The organism is Escherichia sp. 93.0816 (genome assembly GCF_013368855.2).
Classification (GTDB): domain Bacteria; phylum Pseudomonadota; class Gammaproteobacteria; order Enterobacterales; family Enterobacteriaceae; genus Escherichia; species Escherichia ruysiae.
Genome location: NZ_JABWNC020000026.1, coordinates 1 through 22,681, shown reverse-complemented (window position 1 = coordinate 22,681; position 22,681 = coordinate 1). Strand labels below are relative to the sequence as shown.

Genomic DNA, 22,681 nt, shown 5'->3' with positions numbered 1-22,681 from the left:
ACACCATGACCATTACGTCTCTGGATGGCTACCGCTGGTTGAAAAACGATATTATTCGCGGCAATTTTCAGCCAGATGAAAAATTACGGATGAGTTCGCTAACGTCGCGTTATGCACTCGGCGTCGGGCCATTGCGGGAAGCCCTTTCGCAACTGGTGGCGGAACGGCTGGTCACGGTGGTGAATCAAAAAGGGTATCGGGTGGCGTCTATGTCAGAGCAAGAACTGCTCGATATTTTCGACGCCCGCGCCAATATGGAAGCGATGCTGGTGAGTCTGGCAATTGCCCGTGGCAGCGATGAGTGGGAGGCTGACGTTCTCGCGAAGGCACACTTGCTCGGTAAACTTGAAGCCTCTGACGCCAGCGAGCAAATGCTTGATGAGTGGGATCAGCGCCATCAGGCATTTCATACTGCGATTGTGGCGGGCTGCGGTTCCCACTATTTACTGCAAATGCGCGAGCGTTTGTTTGATCTGGCGGCGCGCTATCGGTTCATCTGGCTGCGGCAAACGGTGCTTTCTGTAGAAATGCTGGAAGATAAACACAATCAACACCAGACCCTGACTGAGGCGGTGCTGGCGCGAGATACGGCGCGCGCCAGTGAGTTAATGCGCCAGCATTTACTGACGCCTATTCCGATTATCCAGCAGGCGATGGCTGGCAATTAACTACTCTTCAGGAATACGCAACACCTGCCCCGGATAAATTTTATCCGGGCTTTTCAGCATCGGTTTATTCGCTTCGAAGATTTTATTGTAGAGATTGGCGTTACCGTAGACCTGTTTGGAAATGGCACTCAGGGTGTCGCCAGACTTAACAGTATAAAACTGGCTGGCAGTGGCTGGCGTCGCCGTTTTTACCTGATCATCAACACTGGCAATACCGGAAATATTCCCCACTGCAACAAGGATTTTTTCCTTCGCTTCCTGACTTAAGCCGTCACCTGTAACCGTCGCTTTACCATCGACAATCTGAATATTCACTTTATCGGCATCAGGTATACCGGTTTTGTTCAGATGTTCCTGCACCTTCTTCGCCTGATCGTCTTTATCATGCTGACCAGTAACCGCGTCCCAGAGCTTTTCTCCGGCATCTTTCACAAAATTGAACAGACCCATAATTACCTCATTCGTTAACGGAAACACTCAGAAAGTGTAGCAGAGGAACGCGGCGCGTTAACGCCGCAGGATGAGCACAGGATCAATCGCGGGTTTGCACCCAGAAAGCGTGAATTAAACCAGGGATATAGCCAAGAAGTGTCAGCAAAATATTAATAATGAATGCCCAACCAAATCCTTTCCCCAGCAGCACGCCGAGCGGTGGCAAAATGATGGTGATGACGATTCTCCAGAACCCCATATTTCCTCCCTATAAGAAAATTAATCATTGTTTAAAAAGAGATTTTATCTCTTAAGCATAGTAATTTTAGCGGAGTCTGCCCGTTTCAGCCCATGCTTTTACCCTCATTTACGCTGCTGACGCTGGTATACGTTGCATTTTTAGTTTAGAGTTTACTTAATTTAGAAAACACTTAAATAAATATGACTGAATTAGCCCAACTACAGGCCAGCGCCGAACAGGCTGCGGCCTTACTGAAAGCAATGAGTCACCCCAAACGGTTGCTGATTCTGTGCATGATTTGCGGTTCCCCCGGCACCAGCGCCGGTGAACTGGCGCGCATTACCGGACTGAGTGCCTCTGCAACGTCACAGCATCTGGCACGGATGCGTGACGAAGGGCTTATCGACAGCCAACGGGATGCCCAACGCATTCTTTATTTCATTAAAAATGAGGCGGTAAATGCCATTATCGCCACCCTGAAAAACGTCTATTGTCCGTAAGGAGTAGCAATGGCTTTAACAACAATTTCACCGCATGATGCACAAGAATTAATCTCACGCGGTGCAAAGTTAATCGATATTCGCGATGCCGATGAATATCTTCGTGAACATATTCCTGAAGCGGATCTGGCACCATTATCCGTGCTGGAACAGGCTGGTCTTCCGGAAAAATTACGTAGAGAACAAATTATATTCCACTGTCAGGCTGGAAAACGCACCAGTAATAATGCACAAAAATTAGCAGCGATTGCCGCCCCCGCAGAGATATTTTTACTGGAAGGCGGAATTGATAGCTGGAAAAAAGCGGGATTGCCGGTAGCCGAAAATAAATCACAGCCTTTACCATTAATGCGTCAGGTACAGATCACAGCTGGTGGCTTAATATTAATCGGCGTCGTATTGGGTTATGCCGTGAATAGCGCGTTCTTCTTATTAAGCGGCTTTGTCGGTGCGGGATTAATGTTTGCGGGTATCAGCGGTTTTTGCGGGATGGCAAGGTTGTTAGATAAGATGCCGTGGAATCAGCGAACGTAAGAAGCGACGCCGGACGCGCCATAGTGGCGGCATCCGGCAGCAGTCATTAGATCAGGAAATCGTCGAGAGATTTACCTTCAGCCAGTGCCTGAGCGATCGGTTTCGGTGTACGACCCTGACCGGTCCAGGTTTTGACTTCACCATTAAAATCGGTGAATTGATATTTCGCCGGACGCGGCTGGCGTTTTTTACCTGCACGTGGTGCAGCAGAATTATTACCGAATAACTCTTCCGGGTTAATTCCGTCAGCCTTCATCAGCTCCAGCCAGGTGTTAATTTTCTCCTGGCGCTCTGCCAGTTCACGCTGCTGCTGTTCTTCTTCTTCACGTCTTTCTTTAGTGACAACCCTGAATTTTTCGAGCATTTCTTCAAGAACGTCAATGGAGAATTCGCGAGCCATCGCACGGAGGGTGCGAATGTTATTTAAACTTTGTAACATTACGGACATAATAAAGAAAACCTTTTAACGCCAAAACAAAAAAAGTATTTCGTCGCGTAGTGTAAGCGATCACTTATTATATTTCCACAAAATTTAATCTATTTACAGTCGCGTGCGATATTATTTCAACCGTTATTTCCAGAAAAATTAATAATTATTTTCAGTTTATATATTAGCCATTTGGCTTATCATTCCAGACATTTGCGAATAATCGGGTGCCCTCTGCGCCATCATCACCGAATGTAGATTAAAGACAAGTGAATAAAAATGCATAAACAAAGAATAAAACAAATTTTCAGCAACTGAAGTTTTATGCTGACATTAGTGGCTTCAGGTCATTAAAAATGCTAAATGAGCTCAACCCGCTACTTAAGCCGGATTGTCTACGCTTTATAGCGTTAACATCCCTTAATCGGCCCACCAGCACAGTTCAAAATAACCACGTAATAATATGATTTTAAATAAAATTATTCATAAAGGCATTTAAAAATCCATAATGTATAAAAAATACGCCATTACGGAACATTTTATCTACAAAAACAAAATAAATAAAAATTTTTCACTAATTGATTACTGGCAACCAGCAATATACGCTATGCAAAAATGAAACAGGCAGTCTAAAGCACTGCTTCCATTTCCATTCATATCCGATTTCGCTTTTATTAAGGAGCATTAACATGTTCTCACCGCAGTCACGCTTGCGTCATGCAGTTGCAGACACGTTCGCGATGGTTGTTTATTGTACTGTCGTGAACATGTGTATTGAAGTTTTCCTCTCCGGGATGAGCTTCGAACAGTCTTTTTATTCCAGGCTGGTGGCCGTTCCGGTGAATATCTTAATTGCATGGCCATATGGCATGTACCGCGATCTGTTTATGCGCGCGGCACGCAAAATTAGCCACTCTGGTTGGACAAAAAATCTGGCTGATATTCTGGCTTATGTGACGTTCCAGTCACCGGTGTATATGGCGATCTTATTAGTGGTAGGCGCAGACTGGCACCAGATTATGGCTGCGGTCAGTTCAAACATCGTTGTTTCGATGCTGATGGGGGCGGTCTATGGCTACTTCCTTGATTACTGTCGCCGCTTGTTCAAAGTGAGCAGTTACCAGCAGGTAAAAGCCTGACCCTTCTTTTCGCGACTGGCATCGCCAGTCGCGTCTTTAACTGGCTTCGCCAAATAAGCCATGCAAATAACGTTCAAGCGCAACACGCGAACTAAAGCCATGCGGGATACCGTAATGCTCATGACGTTCACCCGCTAAATAGAGCGGAAATTGCTGGTAATGATCGCAAGTTTTAATATCGGAAGCAGGTTCAGCCAGTGTGGAACTACGTTCTTTTAATGTTGGATGAATTATCAGTGCGGTACGTCCCATTCTCGCTTCGCGGTTAACATAGACATAATGTTCCCCACGGCGGTAACCGTATGCTTTCTGGGTTACTACATCGACAGTAAAACCGACTTTCTCAAGTACGCGCGCCACCTCGTCTGGTCGTAAATACATATTTTATCCTCGTTATTATCTACTGCGCGCCTACCTTACCTGATTGCGCATTCCCAACGCTTTCAGAAAAGTCCATAAAGCCGCGATGAATCTCTGTTAAGAAAATTATGGTCTACACTGAAAATTACATCGAATTCTAATGGGGGATCATATGTTTAACAGACCGAACCGCAACGACGTTGATGATGGCGTGCAGGATATTCAGAATGATGTCAATCAATTAGCCGACAGTCTCGAATCTGTATTGAAGTCCTGGGGTAGCGACGCCAAAGGTGAAGCCGAAGCCGCACGCAGTAAAGCTCAGGCTCTACTGAAAGAAACCAGAGCGCGGATGCATGGTCGTACGCGCGTCCAGCAAGCCGCGCGCGATGCAGTTGGCTGCGCAGATTCTTTTGTTCGTGAAAGACCCTGGTGTAGCGTGGGTACAGCAGCTGCGGTAGGTATTTTTATCGGCGCGCTGTTAAGCATACGCAAATCGTAATACAACAATGATAATAAATACGCGTCTTTGACCCCGAAGCCTGACTTCGGGGTTTTTAACTTAAGGCACCGCGTAATTGTTGTGCCACCTGCTGCGCCATGCTTTCGCTAACGATATTGGTAAACGAGAGAAGCAATCCTCCTTCCCCACTTGAGCGGATACGCCAGTCGCTAAGTGCCTGTACCGCAAGGCCAGCAGCATTGGCTTTACGCGCGTGGACAATATCGTCGCCCACCATGCTGATAACCATCTGGATGCCCCCTTTTTGTGGCACAACCTGGAATCCCTGTTGCGTAAGCGCCTGCTCAATCCACTGCCTACGCTGAGCATAGTGCTGACGCATTTTCTTCAGATGCCGCCAGAAATGCCCCTCGCGAAGAAAGTCTGCCAGTGTATTCTGCCATAGAACAGGCACTGCACATGGCTCCTGTGACGCCTGTTGGCGGAATTGTGCAATCTGCTCCATCGGCACCACCAGCCACGCACAGCGCAATGCAGGAAATAGCGATTTGCTGAATGTTCCGGCGTAAATCACCCGCTGCGGCGCGTCGAGGCTTTTCAGCGCCGGTAGTGGCTTACCATGATAACGAAATTCACTGTCGTAATCGTCTTCAATAATCCACGCCTGCGCACGCTCTGCCCACGCCAGCACCTGATGCCTGCGCGCCAGAGAGAGCGCAACACCGAGCGGGCTTTGGTGCGCAGGAGTTATCAGAGCAAAACGCGCATCAGGATAATTTTGCATTCCGCTTGCGACATCCAGTCCGTTGTCATCAACAGGCACAGGTAAAATTTCTACACCGTGGCGAGTAACAATCGGGCGAATCAGCGGAAAACCAGGATCTTCCATCCACATCCCGTCTCCCGGTTTCGCCAGCGCGTGCAGAATTAAGGCCATTGAGGCTGCATAACCGTGAGTGATAAAGACCTGTTCTGGCTGGCATTCAATCCCGCGTGAGACGCGTAAATAATCAACAATTGCCTCGCGCAACGCCACCTCACCACAGACATCGCCTAACGCCAAATCAAAGCGCGTCTGGGTACGAAGGCGACGCCCCATCACCCGCGCCCACAGCTCACGCGGAAAGAGATCGAGTGCGGGTAATCCCATCTGGAATGGCAGCGGTTGCTGGCTTTCACCGGCAAAGGCAAGCACATCCACAGCGGATTGTTGGGGATGTATCTGCTCACTGACAAAGGTGCCTGCCTGCCCTCGTCGAACCAGCCATCCCTGCGCCACCAGCTCAGCATAAGCATTTTCGACAGTGGATCGGGACACGCCCAGCTCCTGCGACCAGGTACGACTGGAAGGTAGCCTTGCGCCGGGTTTCAGTTCCCCTTGCTCAATAGCCGTTTTTAACTGACGGGCGATATCCTGATAGCGCGGCATATGGTCTGCTTTTTTAGGTAATTTATGGCTCTCTTTAGCAGTCCATTATAGTGCTACATTGCGGGCGTTAATAAGAGGAGAAACTGTATGACTACATTACGTCAGCCTTACTACGAACTTAGCCCGGCAGTGTATAGCGCGCTGGTGCAGGCCAAAACGGCGCTGGAAAATAGTGCGCTGGATACCACACTGATGGAGTTAGTTTATTTGCGCGTCTCGCAAATCAACGGCTGCGCATTTTGTCTGGAGATGCACAGTAAAGCATTACGTAAATCCGGTGTGCCACAGCACAAGCTGGACGCTCTTGCAGGCTGGCGGGTGAGCCATCATTTTGACGATCGCGAGCGGGCGGCGCTGGCATGGGCGGAATCGGTGACCGATATTGCCCGAAGCCATGCAGAAGACGACGTTTATCAACCTCTGCTTGAACATTTCAACGCAGCAGAGATCAGCGACCTGACTTTTGCCGTCGGACTGATGAATTGCTTTAACCGCCTGGCCGTTTCCATGCGGATGTAATTTCCTGATGCCGGGTAATCACCCGGCTATAGAACACAAAACCCCCTACCCCGTTGAGCCACTCAACGGCGGTGAGATTTATCGAAATTTCCCATATCTTGTATGGTTGAATCTTTTTTCAACTACATCTAGTATCCCTGTATCAACAGAGAGACAACCCGACGCGTATCATCGCGCCGTATCTTCATTTTAAACGGAAATACGAATCATGCGCATTACTATTTACACTCGTAACGATTGCGTTCAGTGCCACGCCACCAAACGGGCGATGGAAAACCGGGGCTTTGATTTCGAAATGATTAATGTCGATCGCGTTCCTGAAGCGGCGGAAGCGTTGCGTGCTCAGGGCTTTCGTCAGTTGCCGGTAGTGATTGCAGGCGATCTTAGCTGGTCTGGTTTCCGCCCGGACATGATCAACCGTCTGCATTCAGCGCCACACGCGGCCAGTGCATGAGCCAGCTCGTCTACTTCTCCAGTAGCTCCGAAAATACGCAGCGTTTTATCGAACGTTTAGGGCTACCCGCCGTGCGCATTCCACTCAATGAGCGGGAACGGATCCAGGTAGACGAGCCTTACATCCTGATCGTGCCCTCTTACGGCGGTGGCGGTACGGCTGGCGCTGTGCCACGACAGGTGATTCGCTTTTTAAACGACGAGCATAACCGGGCGTTGCTTCGCGGCGTTATTGCTTCGGGTAATCGCAACTTTGGTGAGGCGTATGGTCGCGCCGGAGATGTGATTGCCCGGAAATGCGGTGTGCCGTGGCTGTACCGCTTTGAACTCATGGGTACGCAAAGCGATATCGAAAACGTTCGTAAAGGAGTAACCGAATTTTGGCAACGACAACCGCAGAACGCCTGACGCAGGAAACGATGGATTACCACGCTCTGAATGCGATGCTTAACCTTTACGATAGCGCAGGCCGCATTCAGTTCGATAAAGACAGCCAGGCCGTTGACGCCTTTATGACGACGCATGTGCGTCCGAACAGTGTGACCTTCAGTAGCCAGCAGCAGCGCCTGAACTGGCTGGTCAACGAAGGTTACTATGATGAAAACATCCTTAATCGCTACTCTCGCGACTTTGTTATTACGCTATTTGCCCACTCACACGCCAGCGGTTTTCGTTTCCAGACATTCCTCGGTGCATGGAAGTTTTACACCAGCTATACGTTGAAGACATTCGATGGCAAGCGTTATCTGGAAGATTTTGCCGATCGAGTCACGATGGTGGCGCTGACGCTGGCACAAGGCGATGAAACACTGGCGACACAACTAACTGACGAGATGCTGTCTGGACGCTTTCAGCCTGCCACGCCAACATTCCTCAACTGCGGTAAACAGCAGCGCGGCGAACTGGTTTCCTGTTTTCTGCTGCGTATTGAAGACAATATGGAGTCGATTGGTAGGGCGGTAAATTCCGCACTGCAACTGTCGAAACGCGGCGGCGGCGTGGCTTTTTTGCTGTCGAATCTGCGGGAAGTGGGCGCACCGATTAAACGTATTGAAAATCAATCTTCTGGCGTGGTTCCGGTGATGAAAATGCTGGAAGACGCATTTTCCTATGCTAATCAGCTCGGCGCTCGTCAGGGGGCTGGGGCTGTATATCTGCACGCGCATCATCCCGATATTCTGCGTTTTCTCGATACAAAACGGGAAAATGCCGACGAAAAAATTCGCATTAAAACGCTGTCGCTGGGCGTGGTGATCCCGGATATCACCTTCCATCTGGCGAAAGAGAATGCGCAGATGGCACTGTTTTCGCCTTATGACGTTGAGCGGGTTTACGGCAAGCCGTTTGCCGATATTGCCATCAGCGAACACTATGACGAACTGGTTGCCGACGAACGCATCCGCAAAAAATATATCAATGCGCGTGATTTCTTCCAGCGGCTGGCGGAGATCCAGTTTGAATCCGGCTATCCGTACATCATGTATGAAGACACGGTAAACCGTGCTAACCCTATCGCCGGGCGCATAAATATGAGCAATCTTTGCTCAGAGATTTTGCAGGTTAACAGCGCCTCAGAGTATGACGAGAATCTCGACTATGCGCGCACAGGCCATGATATTTCCTGCAATTTAGGTTCGTTGAATATTGCCCACACCATGGATTCCCCCGACTTTGCCCGCACAATAGAAACAGCCGTGCGCGGTCTGACGGCGGTGTCAGATATGAGTCATATCCGCAGCGTGCCGTCTATTGAGGCCGGAAATGCCGCCTCGCACGCCATCGGGCTGGGGCAGATGAATTTACACGGTTATCTGGCGCGGGAAGGCATCGCCTATGGTTCACCGGAAGCTCTGGATTTCACCAATCTCTATTTCTACACCATCACCTGGCACGCCCTGCGTACTTCAATGTTGCTGGCGCGCGAACGCGGTGAAACCTTTGCCGGGTTCAAACAGTCGCGCTATGCCAGCGGTGAATATTTTAGCCAATATCTGCAAGGTAACTGGCAGCCAAAAACGGCGAAAGTTGGCGAACTGTTTGCTCGTAGCGGTATCACATTACCTACTCGTGAAATGTGGGCAGAGTTACGCGACGACGTGATGCGCTACGGCATCTACAACCAGAATCTCCAGGCGGTGCCACCAACCGGTTCCATCTCTTATATCAACCATGCCACATCGAGTATTCATCCGATTGTGGCGAAAGTGGAGATCCGCAAAGAGGGCAAAACCGGGCGCGTTTACTACCCTGCCCCGTTTATGACGAATGAGAATCTGGCGCTGTATCAGGACGCTTACGAAATCGGCGCGGAAAAGATTATCGACACCTACGCCGAAGCGACACGCCATGTCGATCAGGGGCTGTCGCTGACGCTGTTTTTCCCCGATACCGCCACCACCCGCGATATCAACAAAGCGCAGATTTACGCCTGGCGTAAGGGAATCAAAACGCTCTATTACATTCGCCTGCGTCAGATGGCGCTGGAAGGTACTGAAATTGAAGGCTGCGTCTCCTGCGCGCTCTAAGGATTGCTTATGAAACTCTCACGTATCAGCGCCATCAACTGGAACAAGATTACTGACGATAAAGATCTGGAGGTGTGGAATCGCCTGACCAGTAATTTCTGGCTACCGGAAAAAGTGCCGCTGTCGAACGATATCCCCGCCTGGCAGACATTAAGCGCCGTAGAGCAACAACTGACGATGCGTGTTTTTACTGGCCTGACGCTGCTCGACACGCTGCAAAATGTTATCGGCGCCCCCTCGCTGATGCCCGATGCGCTCACGCCCCATGAAGAGGCGGTATTATCGAATATCAGCTTTATGGAAGCGGTTCATGCCCGCTCTTACAGCTCGATTTTCTCGACGCTGTGCCAGACAAAAGATGTCGATGCCGCCTACGCCTGGAGTGAAGAAAACGCGCCGTTGCAGCGAAAAGCACAGATTATTCAGCAACATTATCGCGGCGATAATCCGCTGAAAAAGAAAATCGCCAGTGTCTTTCTGGAATCATTTTTGTTCTACTCCGGCTTCTGGCTGCCGATGTATTTTTCCAGTCGCGGTAAGCTGACCAATACCGCCGACCTGATCCGTCTGATTATCCGCGATGAAGCAGTGCACGGTTATTACATCGGTTATAAATATCAGAAAAGCCTGGAAAAGATCTCCCACGCACAACGCGAAGAGTTAAAGAGTTTTGCCTTCGATTTGTTGCTGGAACTCTACGACAACGAACTGCAATACACCGATGAGCTGTACGCCGAAACCTTGTGGGCTGACGATGTAAAAGCGTTTCTCTGCTACAACGCCAATAAGGCATTGATGAATCTGGGGTACGAACCGCTTTTCCCGGCAGAAATGGCGGAAGTGAATCCGGCAATCCTCGCCGCGCTTTCGCCGAATGCCGATGAAAATCACGATTTCTTTTCCGGTTCTGGCTCCTCTTATGTGATGGGAAAAGCGGTCGAAACAGAAGACGAAGACTGGAATTTCTGACACTGTTATTTTAAAAAATAACACCAACCGCAGCAGGGAAATAATTTTCATTAAATGGCTTTTTATCACACAAATATTTTGTGGTGATCTACACTGATACTCTGTTGCATTATTCGCCTGAAACTACAATATTCAGGCGTTTTTCCGCTATCTATAACAAAAAATATCAACTTTTCTCGATTTGCTCTCAGCCCTTATATCACGGGAAATTCCGGCGATTTGCTCGCATCAATATTCATGCCACATTTGCCATCAGGGGTTGCCTCAGATTCTCAGTATGTTAGGGTAGAAAAAAGTGACTATTTCCATCGGGTAATATATCGACATAAACAAATAACAGGAACCTTTCTATTGCATGGCAATTAAATTAGAAATTAAAAATCTTTATAAAATATTTGGAGAGCATCCACAGAGAGCTTTCAAATATATCGAACAAGGACTTTCAAAAGAACAAATTCTGGAAAAAACAGGGCTATCGCTTGGCGTAAAAGACGCCAGTCTGGCCATTGAAGAAGGCGAGATATTTGTCATCATGGGATTATCCGGTTCGGGTAAATCCACAATGGTACGCCTTCTCAATCGCCTGATTGAACCCACCCGTGGACAAGTTCTGATTGACGGTGTGGATATTGCCAAAATATCCGACGCCGAACTCCGTGAGGTGCGCAGAAAAAAGATTGCGATGGTCTTCCAGTCCTTTGCCTTAATGCCACATATGACCGTGCTGGACAATACTGCATTCGGTATGGAATTGGCCGGAATTAACGCCGAAGAACGCCGGGAAAAAGCGATTGATGCACTGCGTCAGGTTGGGCTGGAAAATTATGCCCACAGCTACCCGGACGAACTCTCGGGCGGGATGCGTCAACGTGTCGGATTAGCTCGCGCATTAGCCATCAATCCGGATATTTTATTAATGGACGAAGCCTTCTCGGCGCTCGATCCACTAATTCGCACCGAGATGCAGGATGAGCTGGTAAAATTACAGGCAAAACATCAGCGCACCATTGTATTTATTTCTCACGATCTCGACGAAGCTATGCGTATTGGCGACAGAATTGCCATTATGCAAAATGGTGAAGTCGTTCAGGTCGGTACACCGGATGAAATTCTCAATAATCCGGCGAATGATTATGTCCGTACCTTCTTCCGTGGTGTTGATATTAGCCAGGTGTTCAGCGCAAAAGATATTGCCCGCCGCAGCCCTAATGGCTTAATTCGTAAAACACCCGGCTTCGGCCCGCGTTCGGCACTGAAATTATTGCAGGATGAAGACCGCGAATATGGTTACGTCATCGAACGCGGTAATAAGTTTGTCGGCGCAGTCTCTATCGATTCGTTAAAAGCAGCATTAACGCAGCAGCAAGGTCTTGATGCGGCGCTGATTGATGCGCCGTTAGCGGTCGATGCACAAACGCCTCTTAGCGAGTTGCTCTCTCATGTCGGACAGGCGCCCTGTGCGGTGCCCGTGGTCGACGAGGACCAACAGTATGTCGGCATCATTTCGAAAGGAATGTTGCTGCGCGCTTTAGATCGTGAGGGGGTAAACAATGGCTGATCAAAACAACCCGTGGGATACCACGCCAGCGGCGGACAGCGCCGCACAATCCGCAGACGCCTGGGGTACACCGGCTCCTGCACCAACTGATGGCGGTGGCGCTGACTGGCTGACCAGTACGCCTGCGCCAAACGTCGAGCATTTTAATATTCTCGATCCGTTCCATAAGACGCTGATCCCGCTCGACAGTTGGGTAACCGAAGGGATCGACTGGGTAGTCACCCATTTCCGTCCCCTCTTCCAGGGTGTGCGTGTTCCGGTGGATTACATCCTCAACGGTTTCCAGCAACTGCTGCTGGGTATGCCCGCACCTGTGGCGATTATCGTTTTCGCTCTAATCGCCTGGCAGATTTCCGGCGTCGGTATGGGCGTTGCGGCATTAGTTTCACTGATTGCTATCGGCGCGATTGGCGCATGGTCGCAAGCAATGGTCACCCTGGCGCTGGTATTAACCGCCCTGCTGTTCTGTATCGTCATTGGTCTGCCGCTGGGGATCTGGCTGGCGAGAAGTCCGCGAGCAGCGAAAATAATTCGTCCACTGCTTGATGCCATGCAGACTACGCCCGCGTTTGTTTATCTGGTGCCAATCGTCATGCTGTTTGGTATCGGCAACGTGCCGGGCGTAGTGGTGACCATCATCTTTGCTCTGCCGCCGATTATCCGTCTGACCATTCTGGGGATTAATCAGGTTCCGGCGGATCTGATTGAAGCCTCGCGCTCATTCGGTGCCAGCCCGCGTCAGATGCTGTTCAAAGTTCAGTTACCGCTGGCGATGCCGACCATTATGGCGGGCGTCAACCAGACGCTGATGCTGGCGCTTTCTATGGTGGTCATTGCCTCGATGATTGCCGTCGGTGGGCTGGGTCAGATGGTTCTGCGCGGTATCGGTCGTCTGGATATGGGGCTTGCCACCGTTGGCGGCGTCGGGATTGTGATCCTTGCTATTATCCTCGATCGCCTGACCCAGGCCGTTGGGCGCGACTCACGCAGTCGCGGCAACCGTCGCTGGTATACCACTGGCCCAGTCGGTCTGCTGACCCGCCCATTCATTAAATAACTCTGCACTTGCCCGGTGACGCCGGGCATTACCACCCTGCCAAAAAAAGGAATAACAATGCGACATAGCGTACTTTTTGCGACAGCGTTTGCCACGCTTATCTCTACACAAACTTTTGCTGCCGATCTGCCGGGCAAAGGCATTACCGTTAATCCGGTTCAAAGCACCATCACTGAAGAAACTTTCCAGACGCTGCTGGTCAGCCGTGCGCTGGAGAAATTAGGTTATACCGTCAATAAACCCAGCGAAGTGGATTACAACGTTGGCTACACCTCGCTTGCTTCCGGCGATGCGACCTTTACCGCAGTGAACTGGACGCCGCTGCATGACAACATGTACGAAGCTGCCGGTGGCGATAAGAAATTTTATCGTGAAGGGGTATTTGTTAACGGCGCGGCACAAGGTTACCTGATCGATAAGAAAACCGCCGACCAGTACAAAATCACCAACATCGCGCAACTGAAAGATCCGAAGATCGCCAAACTGTTTGATACCAACGGCGATGGCAAAGCGGATTTAACCGGTTGTAACCCCGGCTGGGGCTGCGAAGGTGCCATTAATCACCAGCTTGCTGCGTATGAACTGACCAACACCGTGACGCATAATCAGGGTAACTATGCGGCGATGATGGCCGACACCATCAGTCGTTACAAAGAGGGCAAGCCGGTGTTTTACTACACCTGGACGCCGTACTGGGTGAGTAACGAACTGAAGCCGGGCAAAGATGTCGTCTGGTTGCAGGTGCCGTTCTCCGCACTGCCGGGCGATAAAAACGCCGATACCAAACTGCCGAATGGCGCGAATTACGGCTTCCCGGTCAGCACCATGCATATCGTTGCCAACAAAGCCTGGGCTGAGAAAAACCCGGCGGCAGCGAAACTGTTTGCCATTATGCAGTTACCGGTTGCGGACATTAACGCCCAGAACGCCATTATGCATGACGGCAAGGCCTCAGAAGGCGATATTCAGGGTCACGTTGATGGCTGGATCAAAGCCCACCAGCAGCAGTTCGATGGCTGGGTAAATGAGGCGCTGGCAGCGCAGAAGTAATTTTTATTCGGGCGGATAAGGCGTTTTCGCCGCATCCGCCTTCTGTGCACAATGCCTGATGCGACGCTGGCGTCGTCTTATCATGCCTACAAATCACACCGCACATTTCAACAATCAATCTTTCACCCCACATCCATAAACATCCGCTATTATTGCTTTTCAGACTAATCATCACCTGATAAACAACAATAATGACTAAACCCAATCACGAGCTTAGCCCGGCGCTGATCGTGCTGATGTCGATCGCCACCGGTCTGGCGGTCGCCAGCAACTATTACGCTCAACCATTGCTCGACACCATCGCGCGTAATTTTTCCCTTTCTGCCAGTTCGGCGGGCTTTATAGTCACCGCCGCGCAGCTAGGTTATGCCGCCGGTCTGCTATTTCTAGTTCCACTGGGTGATATGTTTGAACGCCGCAGGCTGATCGTCTCAATGACCTTACTGGCAGCCGGTGGCATGTTAATCACTGCCAGCAGTCAGTCACTGGCGATGATGATCCTCGGTACGGCATTAACCGGTTTATTCTCGGTCGTGGCACAAATTCTGGTTCCGCTGGCGGCAACACTGGCCTCACCAGAAAAACGCGGCAAGGTGGTTGGCACTATTATGAGCGGCCTGCTACTGGGCATTTTGCTGGCGCGTACCGTTGCCGGGTTGCTGGCAAATCTCGGCGGCTGGCGCACCGTTTTCTGGGTCGCAGCGGTATTAATGGCGCTAATGGCGCTGGCGTTGTGGCGCGGCCTGCCGCAGATGAAATCTGAGACGCACCTCAACTACCCACAGTTGTTAGGTTCCGTTTTCAGCATGTTTATCAGCGATAAGATCCTGCGCACCCGCGCGGTGCTGGGCTGCCTGACCTTTGCTAACTTCAGCATTCTGTGGACATCAATGGCCTTTTTGCTTGCCGCACCGCCTTTTAACTACAGCGATGGAACGATTGGTCTGTTTGGCCTTGCAGGAGCCGCTGGGGCGCTGGGCGCACGTCCGGCAGGTGGTTTTGCCGATAAGGGTCAATCGCACCTGACAACAACTTTCGGCCTACTGCTGCTGTTGCTCTCATGGCTGGCGATCTGGTTTGGTCACACTTCCGTGCTGGCGCTGATTATCGGCATCCTGGTGCTGGATCTCACCGTACAGGGCGTGCATATCACCAATCAAACCGTGATTTATCGTATTTATCCTGATGCACGTAATCGTCTGACCGCAGGCTATATGACCAGTTACTTTATTGGCGGTGCCGCCGGTTCACTGATTTCGGCCTCTGCCTGGCAACATGCCGGTTGGGCTGGCGTTTGCCTGGCTGGTGCGACGATTGCCCTGGTTAATCTGTTAGTCTGGTGGCGAGGTTTTCATCGTCAGGAAGCCGCTATTTAGACAATCAGCAACCGTTTTCGTGGCTTTACACTTATAAGGGTGTTAAGAAGCCCATCAGTCTGATAAGGTTAAGATATTCATTCAGTCTATTTATAATTTTAACAGTCGTTAAGCGTACACTCTATGGTAAGCCCTACTCCTCTGCCTGCTTCTGGTTCGGCGACCTTCATGGAAGGATGCAAAGACAGTTTACCGATTGTTATTAGTTATATTCCGGTGGCCTTTGCTTTCGGTCTGAATGCGACCCGTCTGGGATTCTCTCCTCTCGAAAGCGTTTTTTTCTCCTGCATCATTTATGCAGGCGCGAGTCAGTTCGTCATTACCACGATGCTGGCAGCCGGGAGTAGTTTATGGGTCGCTGCGCTGACCGTCATGGCAATGGATGTTCGCCATGTTCTGTATGGCCCATCGTTGCGTAGCCGCATTGTTCAGCGTCTGCAAAAATCGAAAACTGCATTGTGGGCGTTTGGCCTGACGGATGAAGTTTTTGCCGCAGCAACGGCAAAGCTGGTGCGCAATAATCGCCGCTGGAGCGAGAACTGGATGATCGGCATTGCCTTCAGTTCATGGTCATCGTGGGTATTTGGTACGGTTATAGGGGCATTCTCCGGCAGCGGTTTGCTGCAAGGTTATCCAGCCGTTGAAGCAGCATTAGGCTTTATGCTACCGGCGCTCTTTATGAGTTTTCTGCTCGCCTCTTTCCAGCGCAAACAATCCCTTTGCGTTACCGCAGCGTTAATCGGCGCCCTTGCGGGCGTAACGCTATTTTCTATCCCCGTCGCCATTCTGGCAGGCATTGTCTGTGGCTGCCTCACTGCGCTAATTCAGGCATTCTGGCAAGGAGCGCCCGATGAGCTATGAGGTTCTGCTGCTTGGGTTACTGGTTGGCGCGGTTAATTATTGCTTTCGCTATTTGCCGCTGCGCCTGCGTGTGGGTAATGCCCGCCCAACCAAACGTGGTGCGGTGGGTATTTTGCTCGACACCATTGGCATAGCCTCGATTTGTGCTCTGCTGGTTGTCTCTACCGCACCAGAAGTGATGCACGATACACGCCGTTTCGTGCCCACGCTGGTCGGCTTTGCGGTACTGGGTGCCAGTTTCTATAAAACACGCAGCATTATCGTCCCGACACTGCTAAGTGCGCTGGCCTACGGGCTCGCCTGGAAAGTGATGGCGATTATATAACCCACAAGAATCATTTTTCTAAAACAATACATTTACTTTATTTGTCACTGTCGTTACTATATCGGCTGAAATTAATGAGGTCATACCCAAATGGATAGTTCGTTTACGCCCATTGAACAAATGCTAAAATTTCGCGCCAGCCGCCACGAAGATTTTCCTTATCAGGAAATCCTTCTGACCCGTCTTTGTATGCATATGCAGAGCAAGCTGCTGGAGAACCGCAATAAAATGCTGAAGGCTCAGGGGATTAACGAGACGTTGTTTATGGCGTTGATTACGCTGGAGTCTCAGGAAAACCACAGTATTCAGCCTTCTGAATTAAGTTGTGCTCTTGGATCATCCCGTACCAATGCGACGCGTATTGCCGATGAACTGGAAAAACGCGGTTGGATCGAGCGTCGTGAAAGCGATAACGATCGCCGCTGTCTGCATCTGCAATTAACGGAAAAAGGTCACGAGTTTTTGCGCGAGGTTTTACCGCCGCAGCATAACTGCCTGCATCAACTCTGGTCCGCGCTCAGCACTAGCGAAAAAGATCAGCTTGAGCAAATCACCCGCAAGTTGCTCTCCCGTCTCGACCAGATGGAACAAGACGGCATGGTCCTCGAAGCGATGAGCTAACGCGTCATCTCGCTCAAAAATCCAGATTTATAAAAGAAAAACTGACCGGCCAGCATCGCAACGTGCTGGCCTTTTTGGCAAGCAGGTCGGCTCAGCCGATGAGTTAAGAAGATCGTGGAGAACAATATGAGCGCAAATGCGGAGACTCAAAACCCGCAGCAACCGGTAAAGAAGAGTGGCAAACGTAAACGTCTGCTCCTCCTTCTCACCTTGCTCTTTATCATTATTGCCGTAGCGATAGGAATTTATTGGTTTTTGGTACTGCGTCATTTTGAAGAGACCGATGACGCATACGTGGCAGGGAATCAGATTCAAATTATGTCTCAGGTGTCAGGCAGCGTGACGAAAGTCTGGGCTGATAACACCGATTTTGTAAAAGAAGGCGATGTGCTGGTCACTCTCGACCCGACAGATGCTCGCCAGGCGTTTGAAAAAGCCAAAACTGCACTAGCTTCCAGCGTTCGCCAAACCCACCAGCTGATGATTAACAGCAAGCAGTTGCAGGCGAATATTGAGGTGCAAAAAATCGCCCTCGCGAAAGCACAAAGCGACTACAACCGCCGTGTGCCGCTGGGCAATGCCAACCTGATTGGTCGCGAAGAGCTGCAACACGCCCGCGACGCCGTCACCAGTGCCCAGGCGCAACTGGACGTCGCCATTCAACAATACAATGCCAATCAGGCGATGATTCTGGGAACTAAACTGGAAGATCAGCCTGCCGTGCAACAGGCCGCAACGGAAGTACGTAATGCCTGGCTGGCGCTGGAACGTACCCGTATTGTCAGCCCAATGACCGGTTATGTCTCCCGCCGAGCCGTACAGCCTGGTGCGCAAATTAGCCCAACAACGCCGCTGATGGCGGTCGTTCCGGCGACCAATATGTGGGTGGATGCCAACTTTAAAGAGACGCAGATTGCCAATATGCGCATCGGTCAGCCGGTCACTATTACCACTGATATTTACGGCGATGATGTGAAATACACCGGTAAAGTGGTCGGTCTGGATATGGGTACGGGTAGCGCGTTCTCGCTGCTTCCGGCGCAAAACGCCACCGGTAACTGGATCAAAGTCGTTCAGCGTCTGCCTGTTCGTATTGAACTGGATCAGAAACAGCTGGAGCAATACCCACTGCGCATCGGTTTGTCCACGCTGGTGAGCGTCAATACCACTAACCGTGACGGTCAGGTACTGGCAAACAAAGTACGTTCTACGCCGGTAGCGGTAAGCACCGCGCGTGAAATCAGCCTGGCACCTGTCAATAAACTGATCGACGACATCGTAAAAGCTAACGCTGGCTAATCCAGAGGTGCGTGTGATGCAACAGCAAAAACCGCTGGAAGGCGCGCAACTGGTCATTATGACCATTGCGCTGTCACTGGCGACATTCATGCAGGTGCTGGACTCCACCATTGCTAACGTGGCGATCCCTACTATCGCCGGAAACCTGGGCTCATCGCTCAGCCAGGGAACGTGGGTGATCACCTCCTTCGGGGTGGCAAACGCCATCTCGATCCCCCTTACCGGCTGGCTGGCAAAACGCGTCGGGGAAGTGAAGCTGTTCCTCTGGTCAACCATCGCCTTTGCTATTGCTTCGTGGGCGTGTGGTGTCTCCAGCAGCCTGAATATGCTGATCTTCTTCCGCGTGATTCAGGGGATTGTCGCCGGCCCATTGATCCCGCTTTCACAAAGTCTGTTACTGAATAACTACCCGCCAGCCAAACGCTCGATCGCGCTGGCGTTGTGGTCGATGACGGTAATTGTTGCGCCAATTTGCGGCCCAATCCTCGGCGGTTATATCAGTGATAATTACCACTGGGGCTGGATATTCTTCATCAACGTGCCAATTGGCGTGGCGGTGGTGTTGATGACACTGCAAACCCTGCGCGGACGCGAAACTCGCACCGAACGGCGGCGAATTGATGCCGTGGGGCTGGCACTGCTGGTGATTGGTATCGGCAGTCTGCAGATTATGCTCGACCGGGGTAAAGAGCTGGACTGGTTCTCATCACAGGAAATTATCGTCCTCACCGTGGTGGCGGTGGTGGCTATCAGCTTCCTGATTGTCTGGGAGCTGACCGACGATAACCCGATAGTTGATCTTTCATTGTTTAAGTCGCGCAACTTCACCATCGGCTGCTTGTGTATCAGCCTCGCTTATATGCTCTACTTCGGTGCCATTGTTTTGCTGCCGCAGTTATTGCAGGAAGTCTACGGCTACACAGCAACCTGGGCAGGGCTGGCGTCTGCGCCGGTAGGGATTATTCCGGTGATCCTGTCGCCGATTATTGGTCGTTTTGCGCATAAACTGGATATGCGTCGGCTGGTAACCTTCAGCTTTATTATGTATGCCGTTTGCTTTTACTGGCGTGCTTATACTTTTGAACCGGGTATGGATTTTGGTGCATCGGCCTGGCCGCAGTTTATCCAGGGCTTCGCGGTGGCCTGCTTCTTTATGCCGCTGACCACCATTACGCTCTCTGGTTTGCCACCGGAACGACTGGCGGCGGCGTCGAGTCTCTCCAACTTTACGCGAACGCTGGCGGGTTCTATCGGCACGTCCATTACGACGACTATGTGGACTAACCGCGAGTCGCTGCACCATGCGCAGCTGACCGAATCAGTGAACCCATATAACCCGAACGCCCAGGCGATGTACCATCAACTGGAAGGGCTGGGAATGACGCAACAGCAGGCTTCCGGCTGGATTGCCCAGCAGATCACCAATCAGGGGCTGATTATTTCCGCCAATGAGATCTTCTGGATGTCAGCCGGGATATTCCTCGTCCTGCTGGGGCTGGTGTGGTTTGCCAGGCCGCCATTTGGCGCAGGTGGCGGCGGAGGCGGTGCGCACTAAAGTTGTCAAAGGGAGCTGCGGCTCCCTTTTTCTTTGCTTATTCTGTAAATGTTTTTTATCAGCGCCAAATGATGCCATTATTCAGGATTGCTTAATAAACAGTTGAGTAATCAGGAAAAATAGACAGAAAAATAAAACACATTTATATCTTTCCTAATAAGAATGTATTTTATCTCATATTTTGAATACATTTCATCGATGTACGACAACTATATTTTTTGGTAAAAATCCTGGTGTTTTTCATCTCTAAAAAGATGTGTAAACAATAAACATGAAACTAATTCATTACTATTATTAAATTCAAAACAAATCGACAACAAGCATCTCGATGATTTTTCTCATTTTTCTTTTTATCATTTTTTACCAATTAAGATATTTAAAGATTTTTGCTACAGAAGACTATGTAACTTATTTTTCAGCGCAACGCCTAAACCATCAAAATAAATTAATATCAAATTAATCATAAATTAAACTGATTTATAAACATTGGTTTCACGCACTACTCTTCATTTGATAGAACAGTAACCTGTTCCAAAGACGTTAAAATCTATTTTTTTTACGTAGTTACTGTGAGTTGGTTATTTATCTTAAAATAAATCATAAGGATGAAAATTAACTTTATGAATATCAGACAGCATCCCTTGTCCACGCTGGCAATAGCTATTTCGACCGTGTTATCAATACCAGTTTCCCAGGCATGGACACCACCAACCACTATCAACAGCGATGTGACAATCAATAATAATGATGTCGTAACCTTATCTTCATCAGAAAATAACTCACCAGTATGGGATCAATTTCGTTATCTTAATGTTGGAACAACAAGTGAAGGAACGTTGAATATAGACGGGCGGGATCTGACTACTTCTAAAATCGTCATCGGTAATGCGACGTCAGGGACAATAAAATTAGAAAATAACTCTCATCTGACACTTAGCCATGCGTCACCTAACCAACGTGATATTTATTTGGGAACCAATGGCGGCTCAGGAACCTTAATGGTACTTAGCGGCAGTACTATCACCGATTTAAATGAATTCAGAATTGGTGAATTTAACTACCAGGCGCAGGGACAGGTCGTTATTGACGGTGAGGGTTCATCCGTTGCCGCACGGTATGTGATGGTAGGCGATCAGGGGACGGGTAAACTCGAAATCACTCATGGCGGTCATCTTACCTCATCGGTTGATATGATCATTGGCTTTAATGGAAATATGGAGAATTTTCAGGGAACGGGATACGGCGAAACCCTGGTTGATGGTGACAATTCTTCATTAGCCGTGAATGAGTTTATCTCCCTTGGGGGATTGGGCTCATTGCTGAACGATGCAAAAGGTATTCTTACCGTTAGTAATAATGCCACGGTCAGCGCGAATCAATTTATCTGGCTTGGAATGGACGAAACCAGCACCGGTATTCTAAACATTGGTGGAGCGCAGGGAGAAGCCGAACAGAAAGCGGGAACAATCAAGACGCCGATTATCCATATGGGAAGCGATGTCGGGGATAGTACCGCCCAGATTAATTTCAACCATTCCAGCGAAGATTTTATCCTGGCGGCAGATATCGTTGGCAAAGGCGAGGTTAACCAGGTGGGTTCCGGAGTCACTACTTTAACTGGCGCAAATACTTATTCTGGTCAAACAAATATTAGTAAAGGCACCCTGCGCGCCGGTATCAACGATACCTTTAGCCCGAACTCCAGTTATGCCGTCTCCAGTGGAGGAAATATCGATTTAGACGGTTTTTCACAAACCTTAAATGCGCTGGATTTGGCAGGTACGGCAACGCTATCGTCCTCAAAAAATGGCAACAATTTGACGCCTGCCACACTCACCATCAATGGCAATTACACCGCTAATAACGGTTTATTAGTTATGCGTACCGAACTCGGCGATGATAATTCCGCGACCGATAAATTAATTGTAAAAGGCAACACGTCTGGTCATACACGTGTGAGTGTTCACAATGCCGGTGGTCAGGGCGCCGATACGCTTGAAGGTATCCGCATTGTTGAAATAACGGGGGCATCAGAGGGTACGTTTAGTAAAGAAGGCCGTATTGTTGCCGGAGCCTATGATTATAACGTGACGAAAAGTGACGATCAGAACTGGTACTTAACCAGTGAAACCCCACTTATACCACCAGTTGACCCTGTAATTCCCGATACACCTTCACCTTACACGCCTTCGCCTTACACACCCGCTTCACCTGAACCGCAGCCGGAAAGAAAGCATCAGTATCGCCCGGAGATTGGCAGCTATCTGGCCAATATTCAGGCGGCAAATACCCTGTTTAATACCCGACTGCATGACCGTCT

The 22,681-nt window shown here is 49.9% G+C and carries 25 protein-coding genes; 20 read left to right on the top strand and 5 right to left on the bottom strand.

Annotation, left to right across the window (positions count from 1 at the left end; all coding sequences use genetic code 11):
- Positions 1–5: 5 nt before the first annotated feature.
- Entirely contained in the window at positions 6–668 is a 663-nt protein-coding gene (gene csiR / locus HEM79_RS19665; protein ID WP_176241883.1) for a DNA-binding transcriptional regulator CsiR, read from the top strand.
- On the opposite strand, the gene kbp is transcribed toward csiR, so the two are convergent.
- Positions 669–1,118 carry a potassium binding protein Kbp gene (gene kbp, locus HEM79_RS19660; protein WP_000522418.1) on the bottom strand — a complete coding sequence of 150 codons (450 nt, stop codon included), beginning with the start codon at positions 1,116–1,118 and terminating at the stop codon, positions 669–671.
- 82 nt (positions 1,119–1,200) lie between these two features.
- Positions 1,201–1,359 carry a YqaE/Pmp3 family membrane protein gene (locus HEM79_RS19655; RefSeq protein ID WP_000508177.1) on the bottom strand — a complete coding sequence of 53 codons (159 nt, stop codon included), beginning with the start codon at positions 1,357–1,359 and terminating at the stop codon, positions 1,201–1,203.
- A gap of 182 nt (positions 1,360–1,541) precedes the next feature.
- On the opposite strand from HEM79_RS19655, the gene HEM79_RS19650 reads away from it, so the two are divergent.
- Both HEM79_RS19650 and HEM79_RS19645 read left to right on the top strand, forming a co-directional pair.
- Complete coding sequence (locus HEM79_RS19650; protein WP_000137274.1) at positions 1,542–1,841, top strand: ArsR/SmtB family transcription factor; 300 nt, start codon at positions 1,542–1,544, stop codon at positions 1,839–1,841.
- 9 nt (positions 1,842–1,850) lie between these two features.
- The gene (locus HEM79_RS19645) at positions 1,851–2,375 is read left to right on the top strand and encodes a rhodanese family protein (RefSeq protein ID WP_176241884.1); all 525 of its coding nucleotides are present in this window, start codon (positions 1,851–1,853) and stop codon (positions 2,373–2,375) included.
- Between the two features lie 46 nt (positions 2,376–2,421).
- Here HEM79_RS19645 and stpA read toward each other — a convergent pair whose 3' ends face one another.
- Positions 2,422–2,823 (bottom strand): DNA-binding protein StpA, encoded by a 402-nt coding sequence (gene stpA / locus HEM79_RS19640; protein WP_176241885.1) that lies wholly within the window; start codon positions 2,821–2,823, stop codon positions 2,422–2,424.
- A gap of 668 nt (positions 2,824–3,491) precedes the next feature.
- Between stpA and alaE the strand changes: the two genes are divergently transcribed.
- Entirely contained in the window at positions 3,492–3,941 is a 450-nt protein-coding gene (gene alaE, locus HEM79_RS19635) for an L-alanine exporter AlaE (RefSeq protein ID WP_000492675.1), read from the top strand.
- 36 nt (positions 3,942–3,977) lie between these two features.
- Here alaE and HEM79_RS19630 read toward each other — a convergent pair whose 3' ends face one another.
- Complete coding sequence (locus HEM79_RS19630; RefSeq protein ID WP_000281310.1) at positions 3,978–4,322, bottom strand: DUF2002 family protein; 345 nt, start codon at positions 4,320–4,322, stop codon at positions 3,978–3,980.
- Positions 4,323–4,473: 151 nt separating this feature from the next.
- Between HEM79_RS19630 and HEM79_RS19625 the strand changes: the two genes are divergently transcribed.
- Positions 4,474–4,803: a DUF883 domain-containing protein gene (locus HEM79_RS19625; protein ID WP_010345700.1), complete on the top strand. Its 330-nt coding sequence runs from the start codon at positions 4,474–4,476 to the stop codon at positions 4,801–4,803.
- 55 nt (positions 4,804–4,858) lie between these two features.
- On the opposite strand, the gene pdxR is transcribed toward HEM79_RS19625, so the two are convergent.
- Complete coding sequence (pdxR, locus tag HEM79_RS19620; protein ID WP_176241886.1) at positions 4,859–6,193, bottom strand: MocR-like pyridoxine biosynthesis transcription factor PdxR; 1,335 nt, start codon at positions 6,191–6,193, stop codon at positions 4,859–4,861.
- An 87-nt stretch (positions 6,194–6,280) separates the two neighbouring features.
- On the opposite strand from pdxR, the gene HEM79_RS19615 reads away from it, so the two are divergent.
- The 15 genes from HEM79_RS19615 to HEM79_RS19545 form a co-directional block, all read left to right on the top strand.
- Positions 6,281–6,712, top strand: coding sequence for a carboxymuconolactone decarboxylase family protein (locus HEM79_RS19615; RefSeq protein WP_176241887.1), 432 nt, complete (start codon positions 6,281–6,283; stop codon positions 6,710–6,712).
- A gap of 208 nt (positions 6,713–6,920) precedes the next feature.
- Positions 6,921–7,166, top strand: a complete 246-nt coding sequence (gene nrdH / locus HEM79_RS19610; RefSeq protein WP_001223232.1) for a glutaredoxin-like protein NrdH — start codon at positions 6,921–6,923, stop codon at positions 7,164–7,166.
- On the top strand, positions 7,163–7,573 hold the full coding sequence (nrdI, locus tag HEM79_RS19605; RefSeq protein WP_000080947.1) for a class Ib ribonucleoside-diphosphate reductase assembly flavoprotein NrdI: 411 nt from the start codon (positions 7,163–7,165) through the stop codon (positions 7,571–7,573). Before nrdH ends, nrdI begins: the two co-directional genes overlap by 4 nt.
- Positions 7,546–9,690, top strand: a complete 2,145-nt coding sequence (gene nrdE / locus HEM79_RS19600) for a class 1b ribonucleoside-diphosphate reductase subunit alpha (RefSeq protein WP_176241888.1) — start codon at positions 7,546–7,548, stop codon at positions 9,688–9,690. The genes nrdI and nrdE overlap by 28 nt, the downstream gene beginning before the upstream one ends.
- A gap of 9 nt (positions 9,691–9,699) precedes the next feature.
- Positions 9,700–10,659, top strand: coding sequence for a class 1b ribonucleoside-diphosphate reductase subunit beta (gene nrdF / locus HEM79_RS19595; protein ID WP_176241889.1), 960 nt, complete (start codon positions 9,700–9,702; stop codon positions 10,657–10,659).
- 355 nt (positions 10,660–11,014) lie between these two features.
- The gene (gene proV, locus HEM79_RS19590) at positions 11,015–12,217 is read left to right on the top strand and encodes a glycine betaine/L-proline ABC transporter ATP-binding protein ProV (protein WP_000985481.1); all 1,203 of its coding nucleotides are present in this window, start codon (positions 11,015–11,017) and stop codon (positions 12,215–12,217) included.
- Complete coding sequence (proW, locus tag HEM79_RS19585) at positions 12,210–13,274, top strand: glycine betaine/L-proline ABC transporter permease ProW (protein WP_000774968.1); 1,065 nt, start codon at positions 12,210–12,212, stop codon at positions 13,272–13,274. Before proV ends, proW begins: the two co-directional genes overlap by 8 nt.
- Positions 13,275–13,331: 57 nt before the next feature.
- Positions 13,332–14,324 carry a glycine betaine/L-proline ABC transporter substrate-binding protein ProX gene (gene proX / locus HEM79_RS19580; protein WP_001216525.1) on the top strand — a complete coding sequence of 331 codons (993 nt, stop codon included), beginning with the start codon at positions 13,332–13,334 and terminating at the stop codon, positions 14,322–14,324.
- A gap of 191 nt (positions 14,325–14,515) precedes the next feature.
- Entirely contained in the window at positions 14,516–15,700 is a 1,185-nt protein-coding gene (locus HEM79_RS19575) for an MFS transporter (protein WP_000165720.1), read from the top strand.
- A 123-nt stretch (positions 15,701–15,823) separates the two neighbouring features.
- A complete protein-coding gene (ygaZ, locus tag HEM79_RS19570; RefSeq protein ID WP_000254579.1) occupies positions 15,824–16,561 on the top strand; it encodes an L-valine exporter subunit YgaZ in 738 nt (245 codons plus the stop codon).
- A complete protein-coding gene (ygaH, locus tag HEM79_RS19565; RefSeq protein ID WP_000119757.1) occupies positions 16,551–16,886 on the top strand; it encodes an L-valine transporter subunit YgaH in 336 nt (111 codons plus the stop codon). The genes ygaZ and ygaH overlap by 11 nt, the downstream gene beginning before the upstream one ends.
- A gap of 90 nt (positions 16,887–16,976) precedes the next feature.
- Complete coding sequence (emrR, locus tag HEM79_RS19560; RefSeq protein WP_000378436.1) at positions 16,977–17,507, top strand: multidrug efflux transporter EmrAB transcriptional repressor EmrR; 531 nt, start codon at positions 16,977–16,979, stop codon at positions 17,505–17,507.
- A 126-nt stretch (positions 17,508–17,633) separates the two neighbouring features.
- Positions 17,634–18,806, top strand: coding sequence for a multidrug efflux MFS transporter periplasmic adaptor subunit EmrA (gene emrA / locus HEM79_RS19555; RefSeq protein ID WP_010356273.1), 1,173 nt, complete (start codon positions 17,634–17,636; stop codon positions 18,804–18,806).
- Between the two features lie 16 nt (positions 18,807–18,822).
- On the top strand, positions 18,823–20,361 hold the full coding sequence (emrB, locus tag HEM79_RS19550; protein ID WP_010350384.1) for a multidrug efflux MFS transporter permease subunit EmrB: 1,539 nt from the start codon (positions 18,823–18,825) through the stop codon (positions 20,359–20,361).
- 620 nt (positions 20,362–20,981) lie between these two features.
- A partial coding sequence (locus HEM79_RS19545; RefSeq protein WP_183082709.1) for an autotransporter outer membrane beta-barrel domain-containing protein occupies positions 20,982–22,681 on the top strand: 1,700 nt, incomplete at its 3' end.